This window comes from Paenibacillus sp. BIC5C1 (assembly GCF_032399705.1).
Lineage (GTDB): Bacteria > Bacillota > Bacilli > Paenibacillales > Paenibacillaceae > Paenibacillus > Paenibacillus taichungensis_A.
Genome location: NZ_CP135922.1, coordinates 1,664,440 through 1,686,352 on the forward strand (window position 1 = coordinate 1,664,440; position 21,913 = coordinate 1,686,352).

Here is a 21,913-nt window from a genome sequence, read left to right on the forward strand (position 1 = left end):
TCCGTCTCAGACTGAGGCACGGGTGGAGGATCATGAGGGATATATTCCAACCGGATCAAGCTCCGTTCATATGAGATAAGGCTTGGTGCCGACACCATTGTATCATATTTCACACGTTAACAAGGAAACATACCGCACGAACCACGGAAGTCATCCAGGTTGCCGAGATTAATGCCTACATTCACACCAAGTTGACCCGATAACGCCTAGAACCCAAAAAAGCTTCGCTCCCAGGACTTGATGGCCGCAGGGAGAGAAGCTTCTTGGATTAGGCTCGATCGAGACAAAAAACAAACTACATCAACAGCGTAATAACCAACAGCTCATACAGTACGAGTGGTAGAATGGTTGGTCCAAACAAGGCGCGTGGCTCAGGGTATCCATGCATCGGCGTAACCTGGAGATATAATATTCCCCGATCTGCGCTGATAATGACACCTTCCCATACCTGACCATCGATATTTTGGACTTGCACCTTCTTGCCTACATGCTGCCGGGCTGTATGATGAAGCATATTCCGCACACTTTGCACGGATTGGAGCATTGGTTGATTGGCTTGGTATACGACCCGTGCGGATGGTGTGGACGTGGATTCAGACATGATGCACAACCCTTCCTCAAAATCATTTCTTACTTCAAGGTATGCATCTGCCTACAAAAGGTGATCACACAAATGCCATCTCAAGTCTTCCATGCCCATTCTCATAAGCTACGTCGCCCAGTGCGCCATTTACAAAGGTTAACTGTGGCGGGATGTGGCCAAGATCCACGTCATATAATACAGGAACATCCATATCTCCGAGAGCCGAAGACAGCGCATCGATGAAGTTGAAATCTCCTGTATCCGAATAACCAGCAGGTCGGCCGAACATGAAGCCTTTAACACCAGCAAACCAGCCAGCCTGTCTCATCTGCCATAGATGACGGTAGATATCACCCGCATTCATCTCACAGCTTTCCAGATACCAGATCGTTCCTTCTTCTGCACAATACTGATCAAGATACGCTTCAACTGGTGCGTAAGACGTGCCAATCAAACAGGTGATTGTATCCATACAGCCGCCGATCAACCGACCTGAGAATGTAACCTGCGAGTCTGCTCCTTCGGGTTGCCCCAGCTGTTTCCAACGAGAAGGAGTATCCAGATTGAACGTGGACAAATCCGGTTTCCATTCCGATTGATAGTGAGTGGAGGAAGATTGAGTAACCTGTCCTCCCTGGCCAGTCTGTAATACATCAATCCAGCGTGCTGTCACCGGATCGAGTTCATTGGATCTTAGATCCACGTAGTTCGTACCATGTGCCGAAGCCGTTCCGGTGATCAGGGTGTATGCGAATAAAAAGGTGCTGATATCCGAATATCCCATAACCCATTTGGGCGGCAAGGTTTTCAAAGCTTCCCAATCGAGCAGGGGCAGGATATCCATAAGGAACTCTCCACCCCACGGAGGGATAATAGCCTGAATCTCAGGGTCGCGGAAAAATGCATTGATCTCGGCAGCGCGATCTTCCTTGGAGGAACTTACACATTTGGCGTTATGCCGTAGAAATGGGCTCTCCTGAACACCAAAACCAAGGCGCTCCATGTTGTGCCTGCTCTCTTCAAGGTAATGATGCAAGGATTCACTTACACCGCTGGATGGTGCAGCCACGCCAATGGTATTTCCTGGAGCAAGTGGTTGCGGGTAACGAATTGAACGCTTATTCATTGTGGACACACCCTTTCCTGTGAACATACTCTATTTAATTGTAGATGGTTGATATTTTCATTATAGTGCATGACTACTTCTTGTGGCTTGCGATTATAGCTGCTCACATTTTCTTTAGGGAGTTACAGGAATTTCAATGGAGAACGGTGCACGAATTTGATCAGGGTAAGAGTCTATTTCCATTGTTAAATTTCCTTTGGCTGCGGCTCCATTTTTAATGACAACCCTTGCTTCAAAGACGGAAGGACTCCAACCTACTTCATTAATGTCGAAAGGGTTTCCTTTGCTGTCCTCGATATTGGTAAATGATAGCCCTGAAGTAGCATTTTGAGCGTCTGCGATTGAAAACTCGAGGATCAGATTTTTGCTCTGGACCGTGCTTTGCAGGAATTTCAAACTCGATGGGCCACCTTGTATTTCACCTGAGGATGGATCGATGCTGATAACCAGTTTGTCCTTATCCACCGCTGAAAGACCAGACCCCTGCAGCGTCAGTTTTTTCGGAGTGGAGAAGTACATGCTTTCGAAAAAAACAGAACTTCCAGAGCCTGAGATGGAGGATGAATCTGTTCGCCATGCTCGGCCTTGCTCATCTACCAACTGCAAATCACGAATTCCGAAGATTTTTTTGGTGTTGTTCCGATCATATTCGATATCAAGTACAAGACGAGTGGGATACAGAACGGCCTGTTTTACATGAATACGCTGCCCGTCCACGGTCATTGTTTGGTTTACGGGAATGATTTTTTTCATGCCTTTCGTTAAGCTGCGATCCACTGGGAAGGTGACTTTCCACTTATTATTCGATTCCTTACCTCGCTCCTTAAATACAACGGTCAGTTCTTGTGGCGGTAAAGATTCTGTGAATGAGACATCAATTTTATCCTCATAAATGCCAAGTTCTGAAGCTGGCTGAGGAGAAGAATAGCTAAACGCAACAGGCAACTTTTTTCCATCTCTATCAAGCAAATCGATGTCATACATACCCTTCTCTGGATCTTTCATGCCTTTCATCGTGTAAAAAATAACCATGCGTGACTCATCTGTAATGATGCTGTCCACGGTCATTGAAGCTCCATCATGCTCATCGGTCACACCAACCTTCTGTAAAAGAGACTGATCTATCGCCATCATTAACCCCTTATCCTGGCGAATCATGCTGACGATGCCCTCCATGCCCGGCAGTTGCTCCACAAAGGACGCAAAGGCGGGGGAAACGCGAATACATCCCGTAAACACGAGGATGATCGCGGCTGCCGATATGGAGCTCATATACCAGCGCAGCCGGGACTTGCGCTTGCGCGCAGCCTGACGGATTCCAGCCTGTACAGCCTGATATGCTGCGGCATCCGGTACTGGCATGGCATCGTATTCCGTTTTACGAGCACTCAGACGCTCTTCAAGTGCTTCAAATGACTTCATTTCATCGCTCATGAGTTACATCTCCTTTCGTTTCAAGTTGGTCCCTGAGCTGCCCAAGGGCTCGATGCAGTCGGGACTTTACGGTTCCGGTTGGGATTTCGAGAATATCAGCGACTTCTGTTAAGGAGAAACCTTCGAAATAACTTAGAATAATAATCTGTTTGCAATCCCGATCCAGCGCAGAGACGGCTGCGTCCAGATCAGGGTCTGCGGGGTGGTCCCAGCTGCTAGGTTCATGAATTTCGGTAACGTGGCTGAATCGACTCTTGCGTTTACGTTCGTCCGCACAGTAGTTCAGCAGGATGCGGATCAGCCAAGTGGCGAAATAAGAGGGTTCTTTTAATTTCTTGAGCTTTCGATAAGCTCTGTAGGTGGATTCCTGTATCGCTTCCAGTGCATCGCCCTCGTTGTGCAGATAAGCATAGGCGATCCGGTACAGTCGGCTCTGATGCATCTCCATTAAGGCTGCAAAAGCCTCGGCATCCCCTTTTTGTGCGGCGATGGTCAGTTGAGCAGGGGTCACATGGCTCCTCCTTTCATAGATGTTGTTGCGTATTAGACCGTGGTAAGGGTCAAACGGTTCTTGATTTTGGAAAAAAGTTATGTATACACTTACCGAAGACTACCAAAAAGAAGGAAATTGCGCAGAAAACTGAAAACAACCGCCAAGCCCCCTTTATGTAAAGAGAGGAGTTCGGCGGTTGTTTTGTTTTATATGACTTGTCTGACCGTAATGAGGTTAGTTTCCCCCCGCTTTCAATCTTCAGAATAAAGATGGGATTTTTTCGCGGCTTCCAGACCAGGCACCGCGAAACTGGCAAGCGGCGATGGCAGATCATCCAGCGGGAACCAACCAATCTCACCAATCGCTCCGCCTTCTTCGAGGTTACGAGCAACGCCGCTAATAACTCGAGTTGAGTAGAGGACGGAAATCCAATGTTCTTGTTTTTCAGGTCGGATCGTCTCTGCGGTGCAGAGCAGCTTGTCGATGACAATATCCAGATCGACTTCTTCCTTGATCTCCCGAATGACGGTCGTTTCAATGGATTCGTACGGGTCCACTTTGCCCCCAGGGATACTCCAGGTGTACTGTTCAGGCTGACGATTCCGCCAAACCAAAAGGACTTCATTACGATCGTTGAGGATGACCGCTCCCACGCCAATGCGAGGTTGGACAAGAGAGTTCTCTGTACCTTTGGCGTTAAGTGAGGACAGCGCAGATCCTTCGGCAGCGACCAATCGTGAGTTTAAGTGATCTTCCCTCTGTTTAGCTCCCTGGACATGAGTAGACTGAAACGCGAGCGGAAGTTTGGTCTGTGTGGACCATTCTTCTGCAAGAATACTCATGGAGATCAGGTCATAATGCGTACCATCGCGTAGAACGGCAGAGCGCTGGCGGCCTTCCTCCCGAAATCCAGCTTTTAGATAGGCATGTCTCGCAGTCTCATTGTATTCAATCACTTCCAGCGCAATCCGGTTCAGATTCAATTCATGGAATCCATAACGAATAATCAGGGCGAGAGCATCACTGCCGTATCCTTTGCCCCGATCTTTATCATCACCAATACCAATGGCCAGGCGTGCAGAGCGGTTATTCCATTCAATTCGGTAGAGGGCCGTGAATCCGATGAACCGATTGTCCTCCAGTGTACGCAGTGCAAATTCAAAGCCGTTGTCTCTGCGCACTGCGGATGACCCCGTCTCATCCGGCGTTAGCGGAACAGCAATATCGGTATCCAGATTACGCAAGTAATCATAACTGTCAGTGAAGCGGGAGAGCCGCATGCAGTCTTCTGGGCAAGGAGCGGCCAGCCGGACTTTGGAGCCTTGAAAAGCATTTAAATGACGTGGAGCCATGTTGCACCTCTTTTATTGGATATGAAATCATACATTTTATCTCATTATACTACGAATCAGAGAGGATACCGAAAAAGGGCACAAGCAGGGGAGCACATCCTCCTGATTAAAGAAAATAAAAGCGACGCTAAATGCGTTTAATATAGATCAATATAATTCAATATAGATCCTCTGCATACTTCCGATCGCTGACAAAACAAAAAGCAGCCAAAAGGCTGCTCTATCATTCATTATTTCATATCCTGCAACAGGTTTTTCATTTTCTTGTAGTGCCCGCTGACCCGATCAACCATGTAGTTATACATAAGCTGATTCTCCGAAAGATTCGCCATTTCCTTGTCAATATCAACGTTATTGTTGTTATTATTCATGGATGTTTCGTTGTTCTCGACAATCCGGTAGTTTACGATGGAATCATTGGGATTACTGACCGGAAAGTGCTTTTCATGAGTCCGCTTCATATCGAGCTGATCTGTTTTGCCATTCTCAATAATACGTCTAAGCTCTTCCTCAAACTCCACCGATTTCTTTTTGTAATTGGGTGTGTCTGCGTTGGCAATATTTTCAGTGGTAACCTTGTGCTGCGCGTTCAGCGCCTGTAACAGAGATTCATTGCGTCTGGAAGTGTTCGTTTCAATCAACGGCTCAGTCTCCTTCAATGAAAATGCAATTGCTTTCATCATAAAAAAATGAGCTACTGCCTGTCAAGTTAGGCAAAAGAAAAGGACAAGCGCATGACGGAGGACTCCATTATGAAATCCTGCTTCATGACATCTTATCCTTGTCCCACCCGTATGAATCAGTCCTCACGAATTAGTTATTAAGAAGGACGATTGATGTTTTTGCCATAATAAATCTCATCCATCTCCAACTTCAACCACTCCGTAATTTCCTGTTGCTCAGCCTTGCTCAGTTTATCTTTGGTATAACCAAACAGATAGTTATCCAGATCGAATTCTTTCAGTTTGCACTTGGTGTGAAAAATGTTCTCCTGATAGACGTTTACGTCAATCATGTCGAAGCTGCTCTTGATCTCATCCGGAATATAATTCTGGATCGAACCGATCTCATGATCAATGAACAGCTTGCGTCCACTCGTATCCCGTGTAAAACCACGTACCCGGTAATCCATCGTCATGATATCCGTATCGAACGAGTGGATCAGATAGTTCAGTGCCTTTAGCGGCGAGATTTCACCACAGGTAGAGACGTCAATATCTGCCCGGAATGTACTGATGCCTTCACTCGGGTGGAATTCGGGGTACGTATGAACGGTAATATGGCTTTTGTCGAGCTGCATGACAACATTATCGGGCAGGGGGCCTGGAGATTCATCGAAGGATTCTTCGGGGATCTCCACAATGGGGCCTTCCGACACAAGCATCGTCACACTTGCACCCTGAGGAACATAGTCCTGTTGGGCGATATTCAGCACATGGGCACCGATAATGTCAGACACATTATTCAGGATTTTGCTCAGCCGAGCCGCATTATATTGTTCATCAATATATTCAATGTAAGCTTCGCGTTCATCTTTGGTTTTCGTATAACAGATATCGTACATATTGAAACTCAGCGACTTGGTCAGGTTGTTGAATCCATGCAGTTGAATGCGCTGCTCTGGCGTTAATGTCATGGTTGCAGTTCCCCTTTGTCCCATACGACATGGTAATCGCAGTTTTACTACTACTTATACCCAACCTGCTGCCAAAAAAAACATATGTACGTCATTCTTTGTTACTCCAGTCAGGCACAGATCAGAATGAAGGATCGTCGTAATTCCCTACATCGTTCATCCGTTCATCTTCGGCAACCGATTGAATATCCTCCGAGGTGATGCTGATGATGGTGTAATCTTCATTCTGCTGTTTTTTGACTGCTTTTTCCTTAATAAAACGGGGACTGCCATCCCCGGCATCTTCATCATACACGAGCAGGAGACCGTCGCTTTTGCGCAGCAGTAAGTCATCCCGCGCAGTAAACTGCCACGGGCCGATATACGGCTGACGACTAATCGCGCCATAATAGTCTACACCTTGCAGAATGGAGCGATAATAATCCTGTTTGTCTTCCTTCCATTGTTCCTCAGGATTTTGAAAAGCAGTAATGATCGACAGCTTCAGATCCGGGAACGTCTTCTTTAGCTCAAGTACCACTTCGCAGGCCCACAGGTCTACACCGTATTGGCCTGGCGTCAGCACCCACTCCAGCCCGTCTTCGACCAGAGGTGTAAGACGGGAAGAGATCGCCTTTTTGATGAAAGGAATTCCCTCATGCTTCTGTCCAAAAATCTGTAGTTCATGTGCACGATAACCGGTAATCAACACGTTTTTCAGCATCGGTTCCTCCTTTCAGGCGTGGTCAGGCCAGCGGCCAGTTCCGGCACCGTAGCTTGTCCAGAATCGGCTGAAATCGCAGAGTCAGCGCTGCCTGTTCTTTGAATCATCCCGTTAGTTCGCTGGTGGAGCATCCGTACGGAATGGATAGAGGAACTGTTTTGGAATATCCGTCTCAAATCTCATTAGCTGACCCGACGTTGGGTGGATGAACGAGAGTACCCGTGCATGCAGTCCGAGGCGGCCGAGTGTTCTGGTATGAGCACCGTATTTTTTGTCGCCTGCGATGGGATGGCCCAGATCTTCCATATGCACACGAATCTGGTTTTTACGTCCCGTCTCCAGACGGACTTCCAGCAAGGAGAACTCGCGGTTCGATTGTAGACGTTTGTAGTGTGTAATGGCATGTTGTCCATCATTCGGGCGAGAACTGGAATACATTTTGAGCGTCTTGGTTTCTTTCAACCATGAGGAAATGGTGCCTTCTTCTTTTGCAACGGCGCCTTCCACAAGGGCAACATACACACGTTCCTGTACATTTTCTTTCCAGTTGTCCTGCAGCTTCTGCTGCACTTCTTCACTCTTGGCGAACATCATGACACCCGAAGTGTCGCGGTCCAGACGATGGACTATAAATATCCGGTTCAGCGCGTCGGTACGGCGAACATGCTCGGTCAGCTGGCGATAAGCGGTAAGATCATCACTCTTGTCAGCGGCGATGGACAACAGTCCAGCTTCCTTGCGAATGACAATAATATCATCGTCTTCATGCAAAATGTTAATGCCCGTCAGGGAAGGAGCGGCAACAGCGCCTTCTTTGCTAATTGTTACGATCTGCCCCGGCGTTAGCTCCAGATTAAACTTGGTCACCACTTTCTGATCAACGGATACCTGTCCGCGACCCAGAATGGATTTGACGGCATTACGGCCGGACTTCAAATGTTTCAGCAAGAAGTTGAGCAGCTCATCCGGTTCAGTAACCTTGTACGGGCGTGGTGGTTCTTGCTTGCGATAATAGGAATTACCCGAACGTTTGGCTGCTTTGGGTTTGGATGCTCCGGCTTTCTTGGGAGCCGCGGAGGATTTGGATGCTACAGGCTTATTCGCCGCTCCTGTATTGCGTGATGCAGATGGTCCTGATGATTTGGCGGAAGTAAAAGTGGACCGACCGGATCGTGCTGTGGACGAACCTGCGGATGTTTTCCCCTTGGCCGATGTATTGCCTGTTGGGCGTTTACGTTTATTCATAAATAGTAATCTCCTTCTGAACAGCCTGTACCGCTTGTGTGCATACGATCCGTTCATTTCGTTATGCAGTCCAATATACCATTAACCGGGGGCAAATAAAAATAGGTGGAGACAATCTGTTACCCATCCAATCCAAAGAGAGTCGAGATTCATAGAATAACGTATCCCATAGCATTGGAGGTGTTACTCATGGGTGTGTTTCTCGATATGAGAACTTCGATGAACTCGGGAACCGTAGGACAGCCGGGTTTGTCTCTAGGCCCATCGCCAGAAGCGTTTGGCTCCATTGGTCTGCAGACCCTTGGTGTCCCCAACCCCATTATCACCTTGAATGGCACGGTTGGCGTTACCGGAGAAGTGGGGGATACGTTTGTTGTTGAGCTTGTACGGGGCAGTGTTTACGATCCGTTCTATGTGATATATCGCGCCGAAGGCACGGTAGGTCAGAACGGTGGTGCTGAATTTCATTCGTTCACTGCACAGGATCTGTCCGCACCGCCTGCACTGGAAAGTGTGTATACTTCGTTTATTTCCGGCGTGTCCACATCGGTACGGACTGGCCCTGAGGTGTTCCATGGCATTGCAGCTAGCAACTAGAGTTTCTTTGAACAGAAGGTTCAACAGGAAGAGAGTTTACGTATGGCATCTTATGAATAGCAGAACAAAATCCCGGCTCCAAGGAGTCCGGGGTTTTTGTTGTAGTATCTACTTTTGCAGACTAGTTGGCGCGGCCTTTCAAAATAATGTTGTTGGCTTTGCCGAAGTCGATGGCGACTTTGCCTGCAAGTGCCGCTGTCCGTTCCGCAAGAACAACCGCGTTCACGCCACAGGAGAATAGAGCTACATCGAAGGTATCCTGATTCGTTTGAATCCATTGCAGCGTTTCCTGCATCTGATCCCAGCTGTCGAACGGCAGCGCAGCTGTGATATCCAGATGGTAGGGCTCCTGAACGAGCATGGCTCGCAGCTGCTCAATCTCCCGGGTAACGAGCAGTACCCGCTTGCCGGCAAGCATATTCCAGAAGCGGGGCACCTGAGCGAGTTCCCGATTGACACAGGCATGGCAAGTTAGTGTCGGAGCGATGCCAAAATGCGCGAACACCGTATCGGTCAGCTGTCTTTTGAGATGCTCCGGGGCTTTGATGGTACTGTCCCCGTGAGGAAGAACACCTACGATATCTGCCCGTTGCAAGGAAGCGGCAACCTCGTCCCGAAGCTGCAGATTAGGTAGACGCAGTCCTTTTTGCCCCAGATTAGCTTTGATAGCCCATCGTTCCTGCAGAACCTGTTCCGTACTCCAGACTGTTTCCTGGGACATGACGATATTCTCCCCATCGCCCACACGGACCAGAGAGAAGGGACGCTTATCCCTCACGGCCGCTTCAAGTTGATCCAGCACACCATCCATTTCAAGATAGATTGGACTCATTGTGGTATAAGGCCTCCTTTGAAAATTCAATTGCTCTATTCTATGTTGCGGCTTCGGCAACGTTTTGTGCGTTCGACCCGCAGGGCGCATCTTCGGTTATATATCAATCTGCTTTCGAGACCGGAAAGTGTTGATGGGCTTATGTAAAAGCTGATTTATGCAAGAACCCGTGCAAGTGTCCGGACCAGTTCTATTATTTTTTCATACGTTATAGAGTCGGCTGGATTGGAGAGAGAGCTTCTGTATAGCAGTTTCGGGCTGACGGAGGCATTTTTGGCGTGGAAAGGGCTGTAAAAACTATGAAAATAGTCTGATTGAATTGAAAGAAGTTCACAGAAGGATGAGGAGGAAGGGTATGTCCAGAAAAGTGGTTATTGAGATCAATTTCAACAATTACGGAATGGACCCGCAGCGCTTGACAAGAGAGTGGCTGGAGCGGCGAATGAGCATTTTCCGTACTTTCACCCTTCATTGTCTTAAGGCGCAGACGAATCAGGATTTTCTGACGGTGGTGAAGCTGTCCAAGGAATCGGGGGACTTGATGCAAGAGATTTTAGCTGAGCAGGAGCCGCTGCCATCCAATATTCGTTTTGGAACAACCATCGAAAGTGTGCGGGCTATCCTGGCTTATGCAGAGGGGGCAGAGGATATCTATATAGCACGACTGGATTCGGACGATCTGTATCACAGGACCTTTGTTCAGCAGCTTTATGACGTGAAGCCGCAGCCCGGAACGATGGCACTCATCAACCAGAATGGATACTTGTGGGACAGCGTGAATCATGAGATGGCTCCAGCGTTTCACCGTTCCCCACAGTTCTATGTTTACCTGTATAAAACGGCTGAGTACGCTGTGGGATACCGGGTGAAGCTGCCGGGCCGGGGAACACATGGCAATGTCATTGAGCTGCCGCATGAACTGCTGGCTCCGCGCAATTACGTGAATATTGTGCATTCCAACAATACATCCATCAAAAAAGTACCACCGAAAGACCGATTGAGCCGGGAAGAGATGGCTGCGGTATTACGCGAATTCATGATTTGAACAAGGAGGGATTCACCATGATTAAAGGACAAACGATTCTGATCACCGGAGGCACGGGCTCCTGGGGGCAAAAGCTGACCGAGGTACTGCTGGAACAGAATCCAGCCGAGATTCGGATTCTCTCGCGTAATGAGTACGCCCAGATAACGATGCAGCGGGATTTCGGTCATGATGAACGTTTGCGTTTTGTCATTGGGGACATTCGCGACTATCGGGCTGTGGAGGAAGCTTGTCGCGGGGTTGATGTTCTTTTCCATCTGGCTGCACTGAAACACGTCCCGGTATGCGAGGATCAGCCGGATGAAGCGTTCAAGACCAACGTCATCGGCACGCAAAATATTATTCGTGCTGCGATTCACATGCAGGTTGCCAAAGTCATTGATGTCTCCACCGACAAGGCGGTAGATCCGATTAACGTGTACGGCATGACCAAGGCTTTGGGGGAAAAGATGATGATTCGTGCCAATGGGCTGAGCGAGTCCACCCGTTTTGTGTGTATTCGCGGGGGCAATGTGCTCGGGACCAGCGGCAGTGTCGTTCCGTTGTTCCGTCGTCAGATTGATGAAGGCAAGAGCCTGACCATTACGGACAAAGGCATGACCCGCTTTTTCCTGACGCGGACGGAAGCTATTCATTTGTTGCTGAAGGCGGCTGAGGCAGCCGTGGGCGGCGAGACTTTTGTAATGAAAATGAAGGCCTGCAAAATGACGGATCTGGCTTCGGTCATGCTGGAACAGGCAGGTCGTCCGGCTCACGACTATAAAGTAACCGGGATTCGACCAGGCGAAAAATTGCATGAAGTACTCATTTCTCCCTTTGAGGCACCACGTACCTACAAATATGACGAACAATATTATGTAATTTTGCCACAGGAACCGGACAAGCGCCTGACAGATCCATACAATGGGCTGCCTCGCGTGACCTTTTCCGAGTATCGTTCAGACAGCGCAATGATGAACCGTTCCGCTATTGCCCAATTTTTACGTGCAGGCGGCTTTATTCATTAATAGAAGGGAGGCGGACCGTTTGGAGGTGGAAGGAATGGTAGAGGGCAGCAAGAACGAAGGGAATAAGGAAACAGAGGAACGTACCACGCTTCAAAACATAAACAACCGCTCCCTGAAAGCCGCCGTCATTGGTCTTGGGTATGTCGGGTTACCGATGGCGGTGGAGATGGCACAGGCTGGGTATCAGGTGCAAGGAATTGACATCGATGGGGCGAAAGTGGCTAAGCTGCGTGCCGGGAAATCGTACGTGATCGGCATTGAAGATAAGGTTGTGCAATCCCTTGCTCAGGCTGGATTATTGATGGCGGGGACCGATTTCGCAGCGGTAGGGCAGGCGGATGTGATTGTTATCTGTGTGCCTACGCCTTTGACTGCGGAGCACCAGCCGGACATTTCATTTATCGCTGCAGCAGTGGATGGGATAACGCCTTATCTTCAGGAGGACTGCCTTGTCATTTTGGAGAGTACTACGTATCCCGGCACCACCGAGGAGCGTGTGAAGCAGCCAATCGAAGCTGCAAAAGGGTGGAAAGTAGGGCAGCAGTTCCATGTCTGTTATTCTCCAGAACGGGTAGATCCCGGAAGTGTGCATTACGGGGTGAAAAATACACCGAAGATCATTGGCGGCTCCACGCCAGCCTGTCTATCCTATGGAAAAGCATTCTACGGTTCGTTCCTGAACGAGATCGTTCCCGTCAGTTCAACGACAGTGGCGGAGACGGCAAAGTTGTTCGAAAATACGTTTCGCAGCGTGAACATCGCGCTCGTGAACGAACTGACACCCGCCTGTGAGCAAATGGGTGTGAACATCTGGGAGGTGCTGGACGCTGCAGCAACCAAGCCGTTCGGTTATATGCCGTTCTATCCGGGTCCGGGTATTGGTGGACACTGCATTCCAATTGACCCGATCTATCTGTCCTGGGCCGCAGGCCGTCAGGGATCGGAGCTGCAATTCATTTCGCTAGCGGATGCGACCAATCGGCAAATGCCGGAAAGAGTAGTAAAGCGTGCCGCAGAGCTGCTCCAACAGAACGGTTCGTCGATGCAGAGAGCTCGAATTGTGTTGGCGGGTATGGCGTACAAAAAAGATATCGACGATCTGCGTGAATCGCCAGCGCTGGATGTCTATAGACTGCTTTGTGAAGCAGGGGCAGACGTCGTCTTCACCGACCCGATGGTGCCTGTATTTCGTAAGGAGGATGGCACGGTTGCTCATGCTCAACCCGCATCACCTGAACTATGGGCCAGGGCGGATCTGGTAATGATTACGACAGATCATACGGACTTCAATTATCAGGAGATGGCGGATCATGCCAGGATGATCTTTGATACACGCAATGCCACAGCCGGATGTGTTGGTGGAAATATCGTGGTGCTTGGACAACCGGTTCGACCGGAAGTAAACGTCGTGCAGGACACCAAGGAAGAACATGAAATACAAATTCACGAAAACATGCGAGTGTCTCGGACGAAGGATGGGGAAAAGCAGGGACACACCGAATCTATCCAGTCAGACAATGAGGCAAATGTTAAAGCACACATTGAAACGACCATCGAAACAACCAACGAACACTCGCACGAAAATTCTGGAGGCAGCCATGGCAAATCATGACCGAGTGAGCGAACGTTATTATGGCGAGATCAATTCGGAGGAATCGCACGAAGCCACACGTACCCGTGTTCACTGGATGTGCCGCGAAGCAACAGGCAAACGAATTCTGGATGTCGGATGCAGTCAGGGCATCACTTCCATTTTGCTGGCGCGTGAAGGGTTTCGTGTTACAGGTATTGATCTGGAGGAAGAAAGTATCCGGTATGCACAGGGAGAGCTCGCCAAAGAGTCCAGACCTGTTCGAAGCAATGTCAATTTCCGGATGCTGGACATTACGCAATGGAAAGTAAAGACCACCTTTGACACCGTGCTGCTTGGAGAAGTTCTGGAGCATTTTGCCCATCCAGAGACGTTATTGATCCAAATTCATCGGCTGCTGCAAGAGGAAGGAACCCTGATTGTAACTGTTCCGTACGGTTACCATCCGTTCTATGATCACAAGCAAACGTTCTATGCAGGAAACCTGGCGATGTGTCTGATGCCGTATTTTGAAGTCTTGAAGCTGGAAGTTCATCATAAATATCTATGTTGCGTGGCACGCAAAAGACGGAAAACGCAGCTTCATATGTCACCCACTCTTAATCAGCTGACAGAATGGATGGAGCTGGATCATGTGCATTTTGCCGAGGTGGAGCAACAGCATCTGCGCGTCATGAAGCAGCGCAAAAAGGCGTTGGACAGTGCGGTGGAGCAGGTTAAACGGCTGCGTTTTCAGGATAATGGGGCGGGAAATGTAGAAGCGTAATGGATGGAAGTTGGATGAAGTTGAAGCATGAGAATGAAGGCCAGGGATGAGAAGGCAAGAAAGGAAGAAAAGTGATAAGTAGAAAAAAAGCATGGATATAACACAACTAAGTGCGTGTATGACAGGAAGGGGCTTAAACCGTGATCACCATCAGTCTGTGTATGATTGTGAAGAACGAACAATGCACACTTGCGCGCTGTTTCGACTCGGTCGCCGGCATCGCGGACGAGATCGTGATTGTAGATACCGGTTCATCCGACCGTACCATGGAGATTGCTGCGCAATATACCGACCGGGTCTACACGTATGAATGGAAGGATGATTTCGCCGCAGCGCGGAATTATTCATTCGATCTGGCCACACAGGAATATATCCTGTGGCTGGATGCGGATGATGTGATGCTGCCCGCGGAACGGGCGAAGCTTGAAAGGCTGAAGCAGCAGCTTCCGTCCGGCGGTGAGACGGCGGCTGTGATCCTGGGCTATACGCTGGCCGAGGGGCCGGAGGGAAGTCCGCTCGTGACGGACCGACGGTTGCGCCTCGTCAAGCGGGAAGCGGGATGCCGCTGGCATGGCCGGCTGCACGAGCAGTTAGGCTTCCCGCGGAGCGGTGTCATTACGGCAGATATTGCCGTCACGCACCGCCGCGAAGCGGGTCATCATTCGGCGCGAAACGTGCGCATCCTGCGCAAATGGATCGCCGAAGAGGGCGCAGCCCAGGGACGCCTGCTGTTCTATTATGCAGGCGAATGTTACGACCGCCAGCGTTATGCGGCGGCGGTTCGGACGTACGAGAAGCTGCTGCTGGAGCCGAGCGGTTATCGCGAGGATCGGCTCATCGCCTGCGCACGACTGGCGGAATGTTATGAGCGGCTTGGCGAGCCGGGCCGGAAGCTGGGTGCACTGCTGCAGTCCTTTCAATTCGACCTGCCGCATGCCGACTTCTGCTGCGCCATCGCTGCCTGTTTCCAGGAGCGGCAGGAGCTGGTCTCCGCCATCTACTGGTATATGCAAGCGCTCGATGTCAGCAGCCGCGATCCGGGTCTTCGTCCCATGCCTGCGGCATGCCGCACATGGCTGCCCCACGCACGGCTCTCCCTTTGCTACGCTCACATGGGAAACTGGGAGCACGCGCTTCTGCATAACAGCAAAGCAAGGGAGTATCTGCCAAATGACCCCGGCCTGCTCGCCAATTCGCAGAAGCTTGAAGCGGTGGTGAGTAAGGGGAACAGCGGCTTGGAAGAGAAAGAGAAAGAGTAGTGTTGATCTGATCTAGAGGTGGAAGAAGAGCAGCCCCGCTTGCCATGAGAGTCGGCGAGCGGGGCTGCTTATTTGTGTTTTTATTTTTCGGGTGCCAGGCATCGAACGTACTGGTCCTTCATGCGCAGGCTTTGGCATGCCCAGCCCCGGCCGTCATAGATTTCTTCATCGATGTTTAGCGTAATGGTTTCATCTACATACTCATTCCAGTTTTCGATTCGGAGGGTATTTTCACTTTTCCATTCCAAATGGTTATGTCCATGGTACTCGGCGCGATATATGTTTTTTACGATGGAATCATTAAGAGCGTTCGTTTTCTTCACATCGACCCAGATTGTGACTCCGCCAGCTGCACCACCATAAGGCACACCGTAAATCTCGGCGGTATATTCTCCGTTCCGTGAAGGCATGGAGTAGCTCAAATCTCCTTGTTTGGAACGATCAAACGTGGAGAAGTAAGGGCGAAGCCAGAAATACAGGAATACAGCGGCAAACAGGACAAAAATCAATATCGAAAATGTGGTGAATATCGGGTGTCGGCGTATCCACGATTTTGGTGGTGAGATGTTTGAAGAGTCAATAGCATGTGCATGTTGTTTCATAATAAGTTCAACCTCCTTTATGAGGTGCGAATTTGATATGTATTTAGGATCTTTTCTATAGTAAATCATTCATTGATGATATCATATTGATGATTGAAATTAATAACAAATAAGTGGAATAATTCTAGTTGTAATGGGGAATTTGATCTTATTTAAAGTAGAATAATTTGTAAAGCTTTGATTAACTGGCTTTTGTTCCTGAAGGGTGCTGACAAATCTAACTGGGAGGTGCTGCAAATGAATGAACCTACATTGAAGAAAGCGATGGATACGCTGGAGTTTCTGAGTCAAGATCGTGAGGCGCGTCGCTTGTATGAAGAACGGCAGAAGTATTTGCACGATGAAGCCTCGATGATTGAATGGGCTACGGAAAAGGGATTAGCGGAAGGTGAAAAAAGAAAGGCGATTGAAATAGCTAAAAATATGCTTTCATTCGGCATTGAAGTTTCAATCATTGCCAAAACGAGTGGTCTAACGGAATCTGAGGTTGAGCGCTAAAAGATTAGCAAATGAACTTTAAATCCAAACAATCGTCTTGTCCCCAAAAGGGCAGGCGGTTGTTTTTTTAATTTACTGGAATGCTCAATCACACCTGATTCTACTTGCTTTCTTTCCGATCACTTAGGTGATGCCGTTGTTACACATTTGCCAAAGATCGTTTTACAGTAAAACGCGGTTGCTCATTCGGGGCTGGGCCGTTAAACTAAAGGGAGCGGCGTTTGCTTGACGGACAAGTCATGAGAACGCCATTTTGTTGTCAAGGATGCGGTATAAGCCGCTTTCGGATGTCAGAATCGGATCGGACCAAGCTGGTGGAAGAACACCGGTGATAAGTAAGGAGTCTTTACATGAGTGTGCAAACACCTACATTAGAAGAAGCGCAGGGTCTCCTGCAAAAATATTATGGCTACCCCGACTTCCGTGAGGGACAGAAAAAGATCGTAGCCAGCCTGCTCGAACGTGAAGATACACTGGGCATTATGCCAACCGGGGGCGGGAAATCGATCTGTTATCAGATCCCCGCTTTGTTATATTCGGGATTGACGCTTGTCGTCTCCCCGTTGATATCGCTTATGAAGGACCAGGTCGATGCCTTGACCACGGCTGGTATTGCAGCCGCCTATATTAATAGTACGCTCAGCGGCAAAGAAGTGAATGATCGCATCCGCGCGGCGCAGCGCGGTGAGCTGAAGCTGCTCTATGTCGCGCCTGAGCGACTGGAGCTGGATTGGTTCCGCGAGGAGATGGGCTATTTGCCAATCTCGTGCGTTGCTGTGGATGAGGCCCACTGTGTGTCGCAGTGGGGGCATGATTTTCGGACAAGCTACCTGGCGGTAGCGCCGTTTGTGGACAGTTTGCCGGAGCGGCCGGTGGTTGCGGCCTTTACGGCTACAGCGACGCCCGAGGTTATGGGCGATATTCTGCGGCTGCTGCGTTTGCAGGACCCGCAGACGTATGTGACCGGACTTGGGCGGGATAATCTGGCGTTCAGCGTGCTGCGCGGCGAGAGCAAAAAAGACTTTGTCCTGAATTACGCGCGCGAGCACGCCAGCGAGCCGGGTATTGTGTACGCCGCGACCCGTAAGGACGTGGACGATCTGCATCAGCGTTTGCTGCAGGCGGGATTGCCAGCAGGACGCTATCATGCCGGGATGACGGACGATGAACGGGCCCAGAGCCAGGAAGCTTTTTTGTACGATGATATCCGGGTGATGGTGGCGACCAATGCGTTCGGGATGGGAATTGATAAATCGAACGTACGTTACGTTATTCATAACAGCATGCCGAAAAACATGGAAGCCTATGTGCAGGAAGCCGGTCGTGCGGGACGGGATGGAGAGCCGAGCCAGTGCATTTTGTTATTCGGGGCACAGGACATTATCACCCAGAAGTTTCTGATCGAGCAGAACCCGATGGAGGGTGACCGCAAGCAGAACGATTACCGGAAGCTGCAACAGATGGTGGATTACTGTTACACGACGCGCTGTCTGCGCAGTGCACAGCTGGATTATTTCGGTGAGGTGCATGAGGACAAGCCGTGCGGCATTTGCAGTTCATGTACGGACGACCGTGAGCTGGTGGATATGACGATTGATGCGCAGAAAATATTCAGCTGCATTCACCGCATGCGTGAACGGTATGGTGTATCACTGGTCGCTTCGGTGCTCAAAGGCTCCCGTGCCAAAAAAGTACTTGATTACGGCTTCAACTCCCTGCCAACCTACGGCGTGATGGGTAATCGCACGGAACGTGAGATCGCCGAGATCATTAACGTGATGGTATCGGAAGGCTACCTGATGCTTTCCGAGGGGCAGTATCCGGTCGTTCGTTTGCAGCCACTGGCGGTGGAAGTGCTCAAAGGCCAGCGTGAAGTGATGCAGCGGGTGGTGCGCAAGACGGCGGCGACGGCTTCGGGTACGAACTATGGCGGACGTCGCGGACGCGACGCGATGCCATCTGCGGTTAACGAGACGGTATTTGAGCAGCTGCGTCTGATCCGTCGTGATCTGGCGGCGAAAGAACATGTGCCGTCGTACATTATTTTCAATGATGCGACCTTGCGCGAGATGAGTGTGGTATGTCCACAGACGGAACGTGACATGCTGGATATTAAAGGGGTCGGTGAGGTCAAGTACCGCAAGTATGGGCTGCCTTTCCTTGAGTTTTTCCAGAAGCAAACGGGCGAAGACGTGGATACGGATGATGATGCGTTTTACGAGTATGAGTGAGTGTGGAATCTGAATAGTGAATTGTTGAATTCGCGCTTTCCAATAATTGAAGTTCAAGTGCGTAAAGCTTAAATATTCGAAAAGATGCTATGTATGCATTAGTGAGAGACCGATGGTTTGTCCATGATACGGGGGAAGCGTTCTGTACAGGTTCGAGGCTAGAGCCTCAAGCCAGTAAGATGTGGATAACAAATTGTGGATGAAACGCGAATGAGGTCTTTTACAAATTGAAATTGAATGTAATGTCTCTGTGTTGTGGACAAAAGAAAGCGGATTGTCTTTCAAAGGGTGGACATTGGCGTTGGTAATGGCTGACCATATCGAATACAACATGTGGAAATAATGTATTTAGTGTGTACTGTATGTTGCGTTTTTGTTGTGATGGGGCGCATATGTCTTTTTCAAAAGAGTGTCCACTCTTTGAAAGACAAAAGTTGGATATGTCCATGTGACATGGAATGGCTATCAAAAGAGGTTTGCATGAACAGCGTCCGGGGCCGGATGGATGGCTGCGCAGCTTTCCTTTTACCAAAAATATGGTCTGGGTGTCCAGGCAAAGGTTGTGAACCATGAAGGTTATTCTTTCTACATTAAATGCAAAGTACATCCATACCTCGCTGGCTTTGCGGTGTTTGAAGGCGTACAGTGAGAAGGATTTTGATATTGAGCTGGCCGAGTATACGATCAAGGACCCGGTGATGAATATTGTGTCTGATCTGTACCAGCGCGGTGCGGACGTAATTGGGTTCTCGTGTTACATCTGGAACATTGAAGAGACGATCAAGGTCATTGATATTTTGAAAAAGGTTATGCCTGAGGTCAAAATTTTGCTGGGCGGTCCGGAAGTGTCCTACGACACGGAATATTGGATGAACCGGATTCCCAATGTCGATTTCATCGTGATGGGTGAAGGGGAAGAGACGCTGCATCAACTCTTGACGGAGCTGGAAGGAAGCAAGAAATTCCACTTTGTCTATGGACTGGCGTATCGCAAAGGGGAAGAAGTCATTCTCATGCCAGGACGGCCAAAAGCGGATCTGAACAATCTGCCGTCACCGCACCGTTTTGCAGAGGATATCCCGGAGCTTGGGAAACGTGTTGTTTATTTTGAGACCAGCCGTGGCTGTCCGTTCAGTTGTCAGTTCTGTCTGTCCAGTATTGAGGTCGGCGTGCGGTATTACGATATTGAGCGGACAAAGTCGGACATTCTGTACCTGATTGAGAAGGGTGCGAAGCTGATCAAGTTTGTGGACCGGACCTTTAACATCAAGCGGGATTATGCGCTCGAAATGTTCAAATTCCTGATCGAGAATCATCAGGGGACGGTGTTCCAGTTTGAAATTACAGCGGACATCATGCGTCCCGAGGTACTGGACTATCTGGCAGAGAATGCGCCGCCGGGCACATTCCGGTTCGAAATTGGGGTTCAGTCTACCAATGATCCGACCAATGAACTGGTGAAACGCCGCCAGAACTTCTCGAAGCTGAGTCGTACCGTGAACAAGGTGAAAGCCAGCGGCAAAATCGATCAGCATCTGGATCTCATCGCCGGACTGCCAGAGGAAGATTACAATACGTTCCGCAAGACGTTTAACGATGTATTTGCCCTGGGACCGGAAGAGCTTCAACTCGGATTCCTTAAAATGCTGCGTGGTACCGGTCTGCGTCTGGATGCGGAGAAGTATAACTACACGTATATGGATCACGCGCCGTATGAGATTTTGGGCAGTGACGTGCTGCCGTTCAGCGACATCGTGCGCCTGAAGCGACTGGAGGATGTGCTGGAGAAATACTGGAACGCACACCGAATGGACCATACGCTGAAGTATCTGATGGAGCAGGAGTTCGATTCGCCATTTGATTTCTTCCAGGCGTTCGGGGATTACTGGGAGGGTCAGGGCTGGCAGAAAATCGGTCACCAGCTGGAGGATCTGTTCACCCGTCTGCACAGCTTCCTGGAGTCGCGCAACACACCGCACATGGATGTTGTGCTTGGCCTGATGAAGCTCGATTATTTCCTCGGTCACAAATACAAACCACGCAAAATCTGGTGGGAAGATCCGCTCCAGAAAGACCAGTGGGCGGGTTATATGAAAACGTTGGCTGAACGTCCGGAAGACGTTCGCCTTCCACGCGTTGCCGGTGCCGCAGGCACGGCATGGTTGGAAAGCAGCGGCACGAGTACGAGTGCCGCCGGAGCAAGTTCGGCTGCTGCCGGGGAAAACTCTGCCGCAGATGCGGCGGGTGTAATCGGCAGCGATGGCGCAGCGTCGCTCCCTTCGGGCGACGCAACAGGGTCCGCCGCGGATGGAGCGGCGGACGGGGTGGACGGCAACGCTTCGCGTGCGTTGCCGATGACCTCGGCCATGACCGCACAGACGGTCATGGAAGCCCGTGCTTTCGCCGACCTCGGTCTCGGCGAAAAGGAACTGCAGAAGCACACCGTATTGGATGTGCTTCCGTTCCGGCTTGAGCGTGTGCTAGCTGGCGCCAGCCCGCTTGCCGCGAAAGGCCGGACGCTGCTGGTCGTAGTATACCAGCAGCATGAAGGGCAGCAGGCGCAGTATTACACGCTGCCGCTGGGAGAAGAAGCCGCTGCCATGTAGGTTGCAGCGGCATTGGGGAGCTGCATGGCCGATGGCTGCATGCAGTGATGGAAGCACCATGGCTTTGCCGTTCTGGTGCTACAACGTTGAGCACCGCGGTTATGGACGCGGTGCAATCCCGTGAGGTGCTGCCCATTGGGCGCAGCACCTCACCCTGACGCGGCTTTCCACTGCACAAGCCGCGCTCCGCTTCACCTTTTATCAGAGCATATATGATCCGAAAGCATCGGAAGGTCGTCTGATTCCCTAGTGGATGAAGAAGGGCCTTCCTTTTTGTTTTTCAGGTATAACAACTTCAAGCAAAGGA

At 49.9% G+C, this 21,913-nt stretch carries 19 protein-coding genes and 2 pseudogenes; 9 read left to right on the plus strand and 12 right to left on the minus strand.

Annotation, left to right across the window (positions count from 1 at the left end; all coding sequences use genetic code 11):
- Positions 1–295: 295 nt before the first annotated feature.
- The 10 genes and pseudogenes from RS891_RS07505 to RS891_RS07550 form a co-directional block, all read right to left on the minus strand.
- Positions 296–601 carry a hypothetical protein gene (locus tag RS891_RS07505; RefSeq protein WP_076291774.1) on the minus strand — a complete coding sequence of 102 codons (306 nt, stop codon included), beginning with the start codon at positions 599–601 and terminating at the stop codon, positions 296–298.
- A gap of 64 nt (positions 602–665) precedes the next feature.
- The gene (locus RS891_RS07510; protein ID WP_315794935.1) at positions 666–1,709 is read right to left on the minus strand and encodes a S66 family peptidase; all 1,044 of its coding nucleotides are present in this window, start codon (positions 1,707–1,709) and stop codon (positions 666–668) included.
- Positions 1,710–1,823: 114 nt separating this feature from the next.
- Positions 1,824–3,143 carry a DUF4179 domain-containing protein gene (locus RS891_RS07515; RefSeq protein ID WP_315794936.1) on the minus strand — a complete coding sequence of 440 codons (1,320 nt, stop codon included), beginning with the start codon at positions 3,141–3,143 and terminating at the stop codon, positions 1,824–1,826.
- A complete protein-coding gene (locus RS891_RS07520) occupies positions 3,133–3,654 on the minus strand; it encodes an RNA polymerase sigma factor (RefSeq protein WP_315794937.1) in 522 nt (173 codons plus the stop codon). The genes RS891_RS07515 and RS891_RS07520 overlap by 11 nt, the downstream gene beginning before the upstream one ends.
- A 233-nt stretch (positions 3,655–3,887) precedes the next feature.
- Positions 3,888–4,346, minus strand: a complete 459-nt coding sequence (locus RS891_RS07525) for an NUDIX domain-containing protein (protein ID WP_315796221.1) — start codon at positions 4,344–4,346, stop codon at positions 3,888–3,890.
- Positions 4,347–4,496: 150 nt separating this feature from the next.
- Positions 4,497–4,988, minus strand: a pseudogene (locus RS891_RS07530) (GNAT family N-acetyltransferase); the annotation flags it as partial.
- A gap of 230 nt (positions 4,989–5,218) precedes the next feature.
- A complete protein-coding gene (flgB, locus tag RS891_RS07535) occupies positions 5,219–5,629 on the minus strand; it encodes a flagellar basal body rod protein FlgB (protein WP_079695340.1) in 411 nt (136 codons plus the stop codon).
- Positions 5,630–5,808: 179 nt separating this feature from the next.
- A complete protein-coding gene (speD, locus tag RS891_RS07540) occupies positions 5,809–6,624 on the minus strand; it encodes an adenosylmethionine decarboxylase (RefSeq protein ID WP_113051405.1) in 816 nt (271 codons plus the stop codon).
- Positions 6,625–6,745: 121 nt separating this feature from the next.
- On the minus strand, positions 6,746–7,327 hold the full coding sequence (locus tag RS891_RS07545; RefSeq protein WP_315794938.1) for an SLOG family protein: 582 nt from the start codon (positions 7,325–7,327) through the stop codon (positions 6,746–6,748).
- Positions 7,328–7,438: 111 nt separating this feature from the next.
- A complete protein-coding gene (locus RS891_RS07550; RefSeq protein WP_315794939.1) occupies positions 7,439–8,572 on the minus strand; it encodes an RluA family pseudouridine synthase in 1,134 nt (377 codons plus the stop codon).
- Between the two features lie 189 nt (positions 8,573–8,761).
- Between RS891_RS07550 and RS891_RS07555 the strand changes: the two genes are divergently transcribed.
- Positions 8,762–9,169: a hypothetical protein gene (locus RS891_RS07555; RefSeq protein ID WP_315794940.1), complete on the plus strand. Its 408-nt coding sequence runs from the start codon at positions 8,762–8,764 to the stop codon at positions 9,167–9,169.
- A gap of 121 nt (positions 9,170–9,290) precedes the next feature.
- On the opposite strand, the gene RS891_RS07560 is transcribed toward RS891_RS07555, so the two are convergent.
- On the minus strand, positions 9,291–10,001 hold the full coding sequence (locus RS891_RS07560; protein ID WP_315794941.1) for a GT-D fold domain-containing glycosyltransferase: 711 nt from the start codon (positions 9,999–10,001) through the stop codon (positions 9,291–9,293).
- A 355-nt stretch (positions 10,002–10,356) separates the two neighbouring features.
- On the opposite strand from RS891_RS07560, the gene RS891_RS07565 reads away from it, so the two are divergent.
- The 5 genes from RS891_RS07565 to RS891_RS07585 all read left to right on the plus strand — a co-directional run bounded on the left by RS891_RS07565 (position 10,357) and on the right by RS891_RS07585 (position 15,669).
- On the plus strand, positions 10,357–11,046 hold the full coding sequence (locus RS891_RS07565; RefSeq protein ID WP_315794942.1) for a glycosyltransferase: 690 nt from the start codon (positions 10,357–10,359) through the stop codon (positions 11,044–11,046).
- A gap of 17 nt (positions 11,047–11,063) precedes the next feature.
- Positions 11,064–12,053, plus strand: coding sequence for a polysaccharide biosynthesis protein (locus RS891_RS07570; RefSeq protein ID WP_113051410.1), 990 nt, complete (start codon positions 11,064–11,066; stop codon positions 12,051–12,053).
- A gap of 25 nt (positions 12,054–12,078) precedes the next feature.
- Positions 12,079–13,665, plus strand: coding sequence for a nucleotide sugar dehydrogenase (locus RS891_RS07575; protein ID WP_315796223.1), 1,587 nt, complete (start codon positions 12,079–12,081; stop codon positions 13,663–13,665).
- Positions 13,652–14,410 carry a class I SAM-dependent methyltransferase gene (locus RS891_RS07580; protein WP_113051411.1) on the plus strand — a complete coding sequence of 253 codons (759 nt, stop codon included), beginning with the start codon at positions 13,652–13,654 and terminating at the stop codon, positions 14,408–14,410. The genes RS891_RS07575 and RS891_RS07580 overlap by 14 nt, the downstream gene beginning before the upstream one ends.
- Positions 14,411–14,550: 140 nt before the next feature.
- Positions 14,551–15,669, plus strand: coding sequence for a glycosyltransferase (locus RS891_RS07585; protein WP_315794943.1), 1,119 nt, complete (start codon positions 14,551–14,553; stop codon positions 15,667–15,669).
- Between the two features lie 80 nt (positions 15,670–15,749).
- Here the strand turns inward: RS891_RS07585 and RS891_RS07590 are convergent, their stop codons facing one another.
- Positions 15,750–16,271 (minus strand): DUF5412 family protein, encoded by a 522-nt coding sequence (locus tag RS891_RS07590; RefSeq protein WP_315794944.1) that lies wholly within the window; start codon positions 16,269–16,271, stop codon positions 15,750–15,752.
- Positions 16,272–16,448: 177 nt separating this feature from the next.
- Here RS891_RS07590 and RS891_RS07595 point away from each other — a divergent pair.
- From RS891_RS07595 to RS891_RS07605, 3 genes and pseudogenes are all read left to right on the plus strand, one after another.
- Positions 16,449–16,769 (plus strand): annotated as a pseudogene (locus RS891_RS07595) (Rpn family recombination-promoting nuclease/putative transposase); the annotation flags it as partial.
- A 350-nt stretch (positions 16,770–17,119) separates the two neighbouring features.
- The gene (gene recQ / locus RS891_RS07600) at positions 17,120–19,000 is read left to right on the plus strand and encodes a DNA helicase RecQ (protein ID WP_099855197.1); all 1,881 of its coding nucleotides are present in this window, start codon (positions 17,120–17,122) and stop codon (positions 18,998–19,000) included.
- A 569-nt stretch (positions 19,001–19,569) separates the two neighbouring features.
- Entirely contained in the window at positions 19,570–21,606 is a 2,037-nt protein-coding gene (locus tag RS891_RS07605; protein WP_315794945.1) for a B12-binding domain-containing radical SAM protein, read from the plus strand.
- Positions 21,607–21,913: the final 307 nt, after the last annotated feature.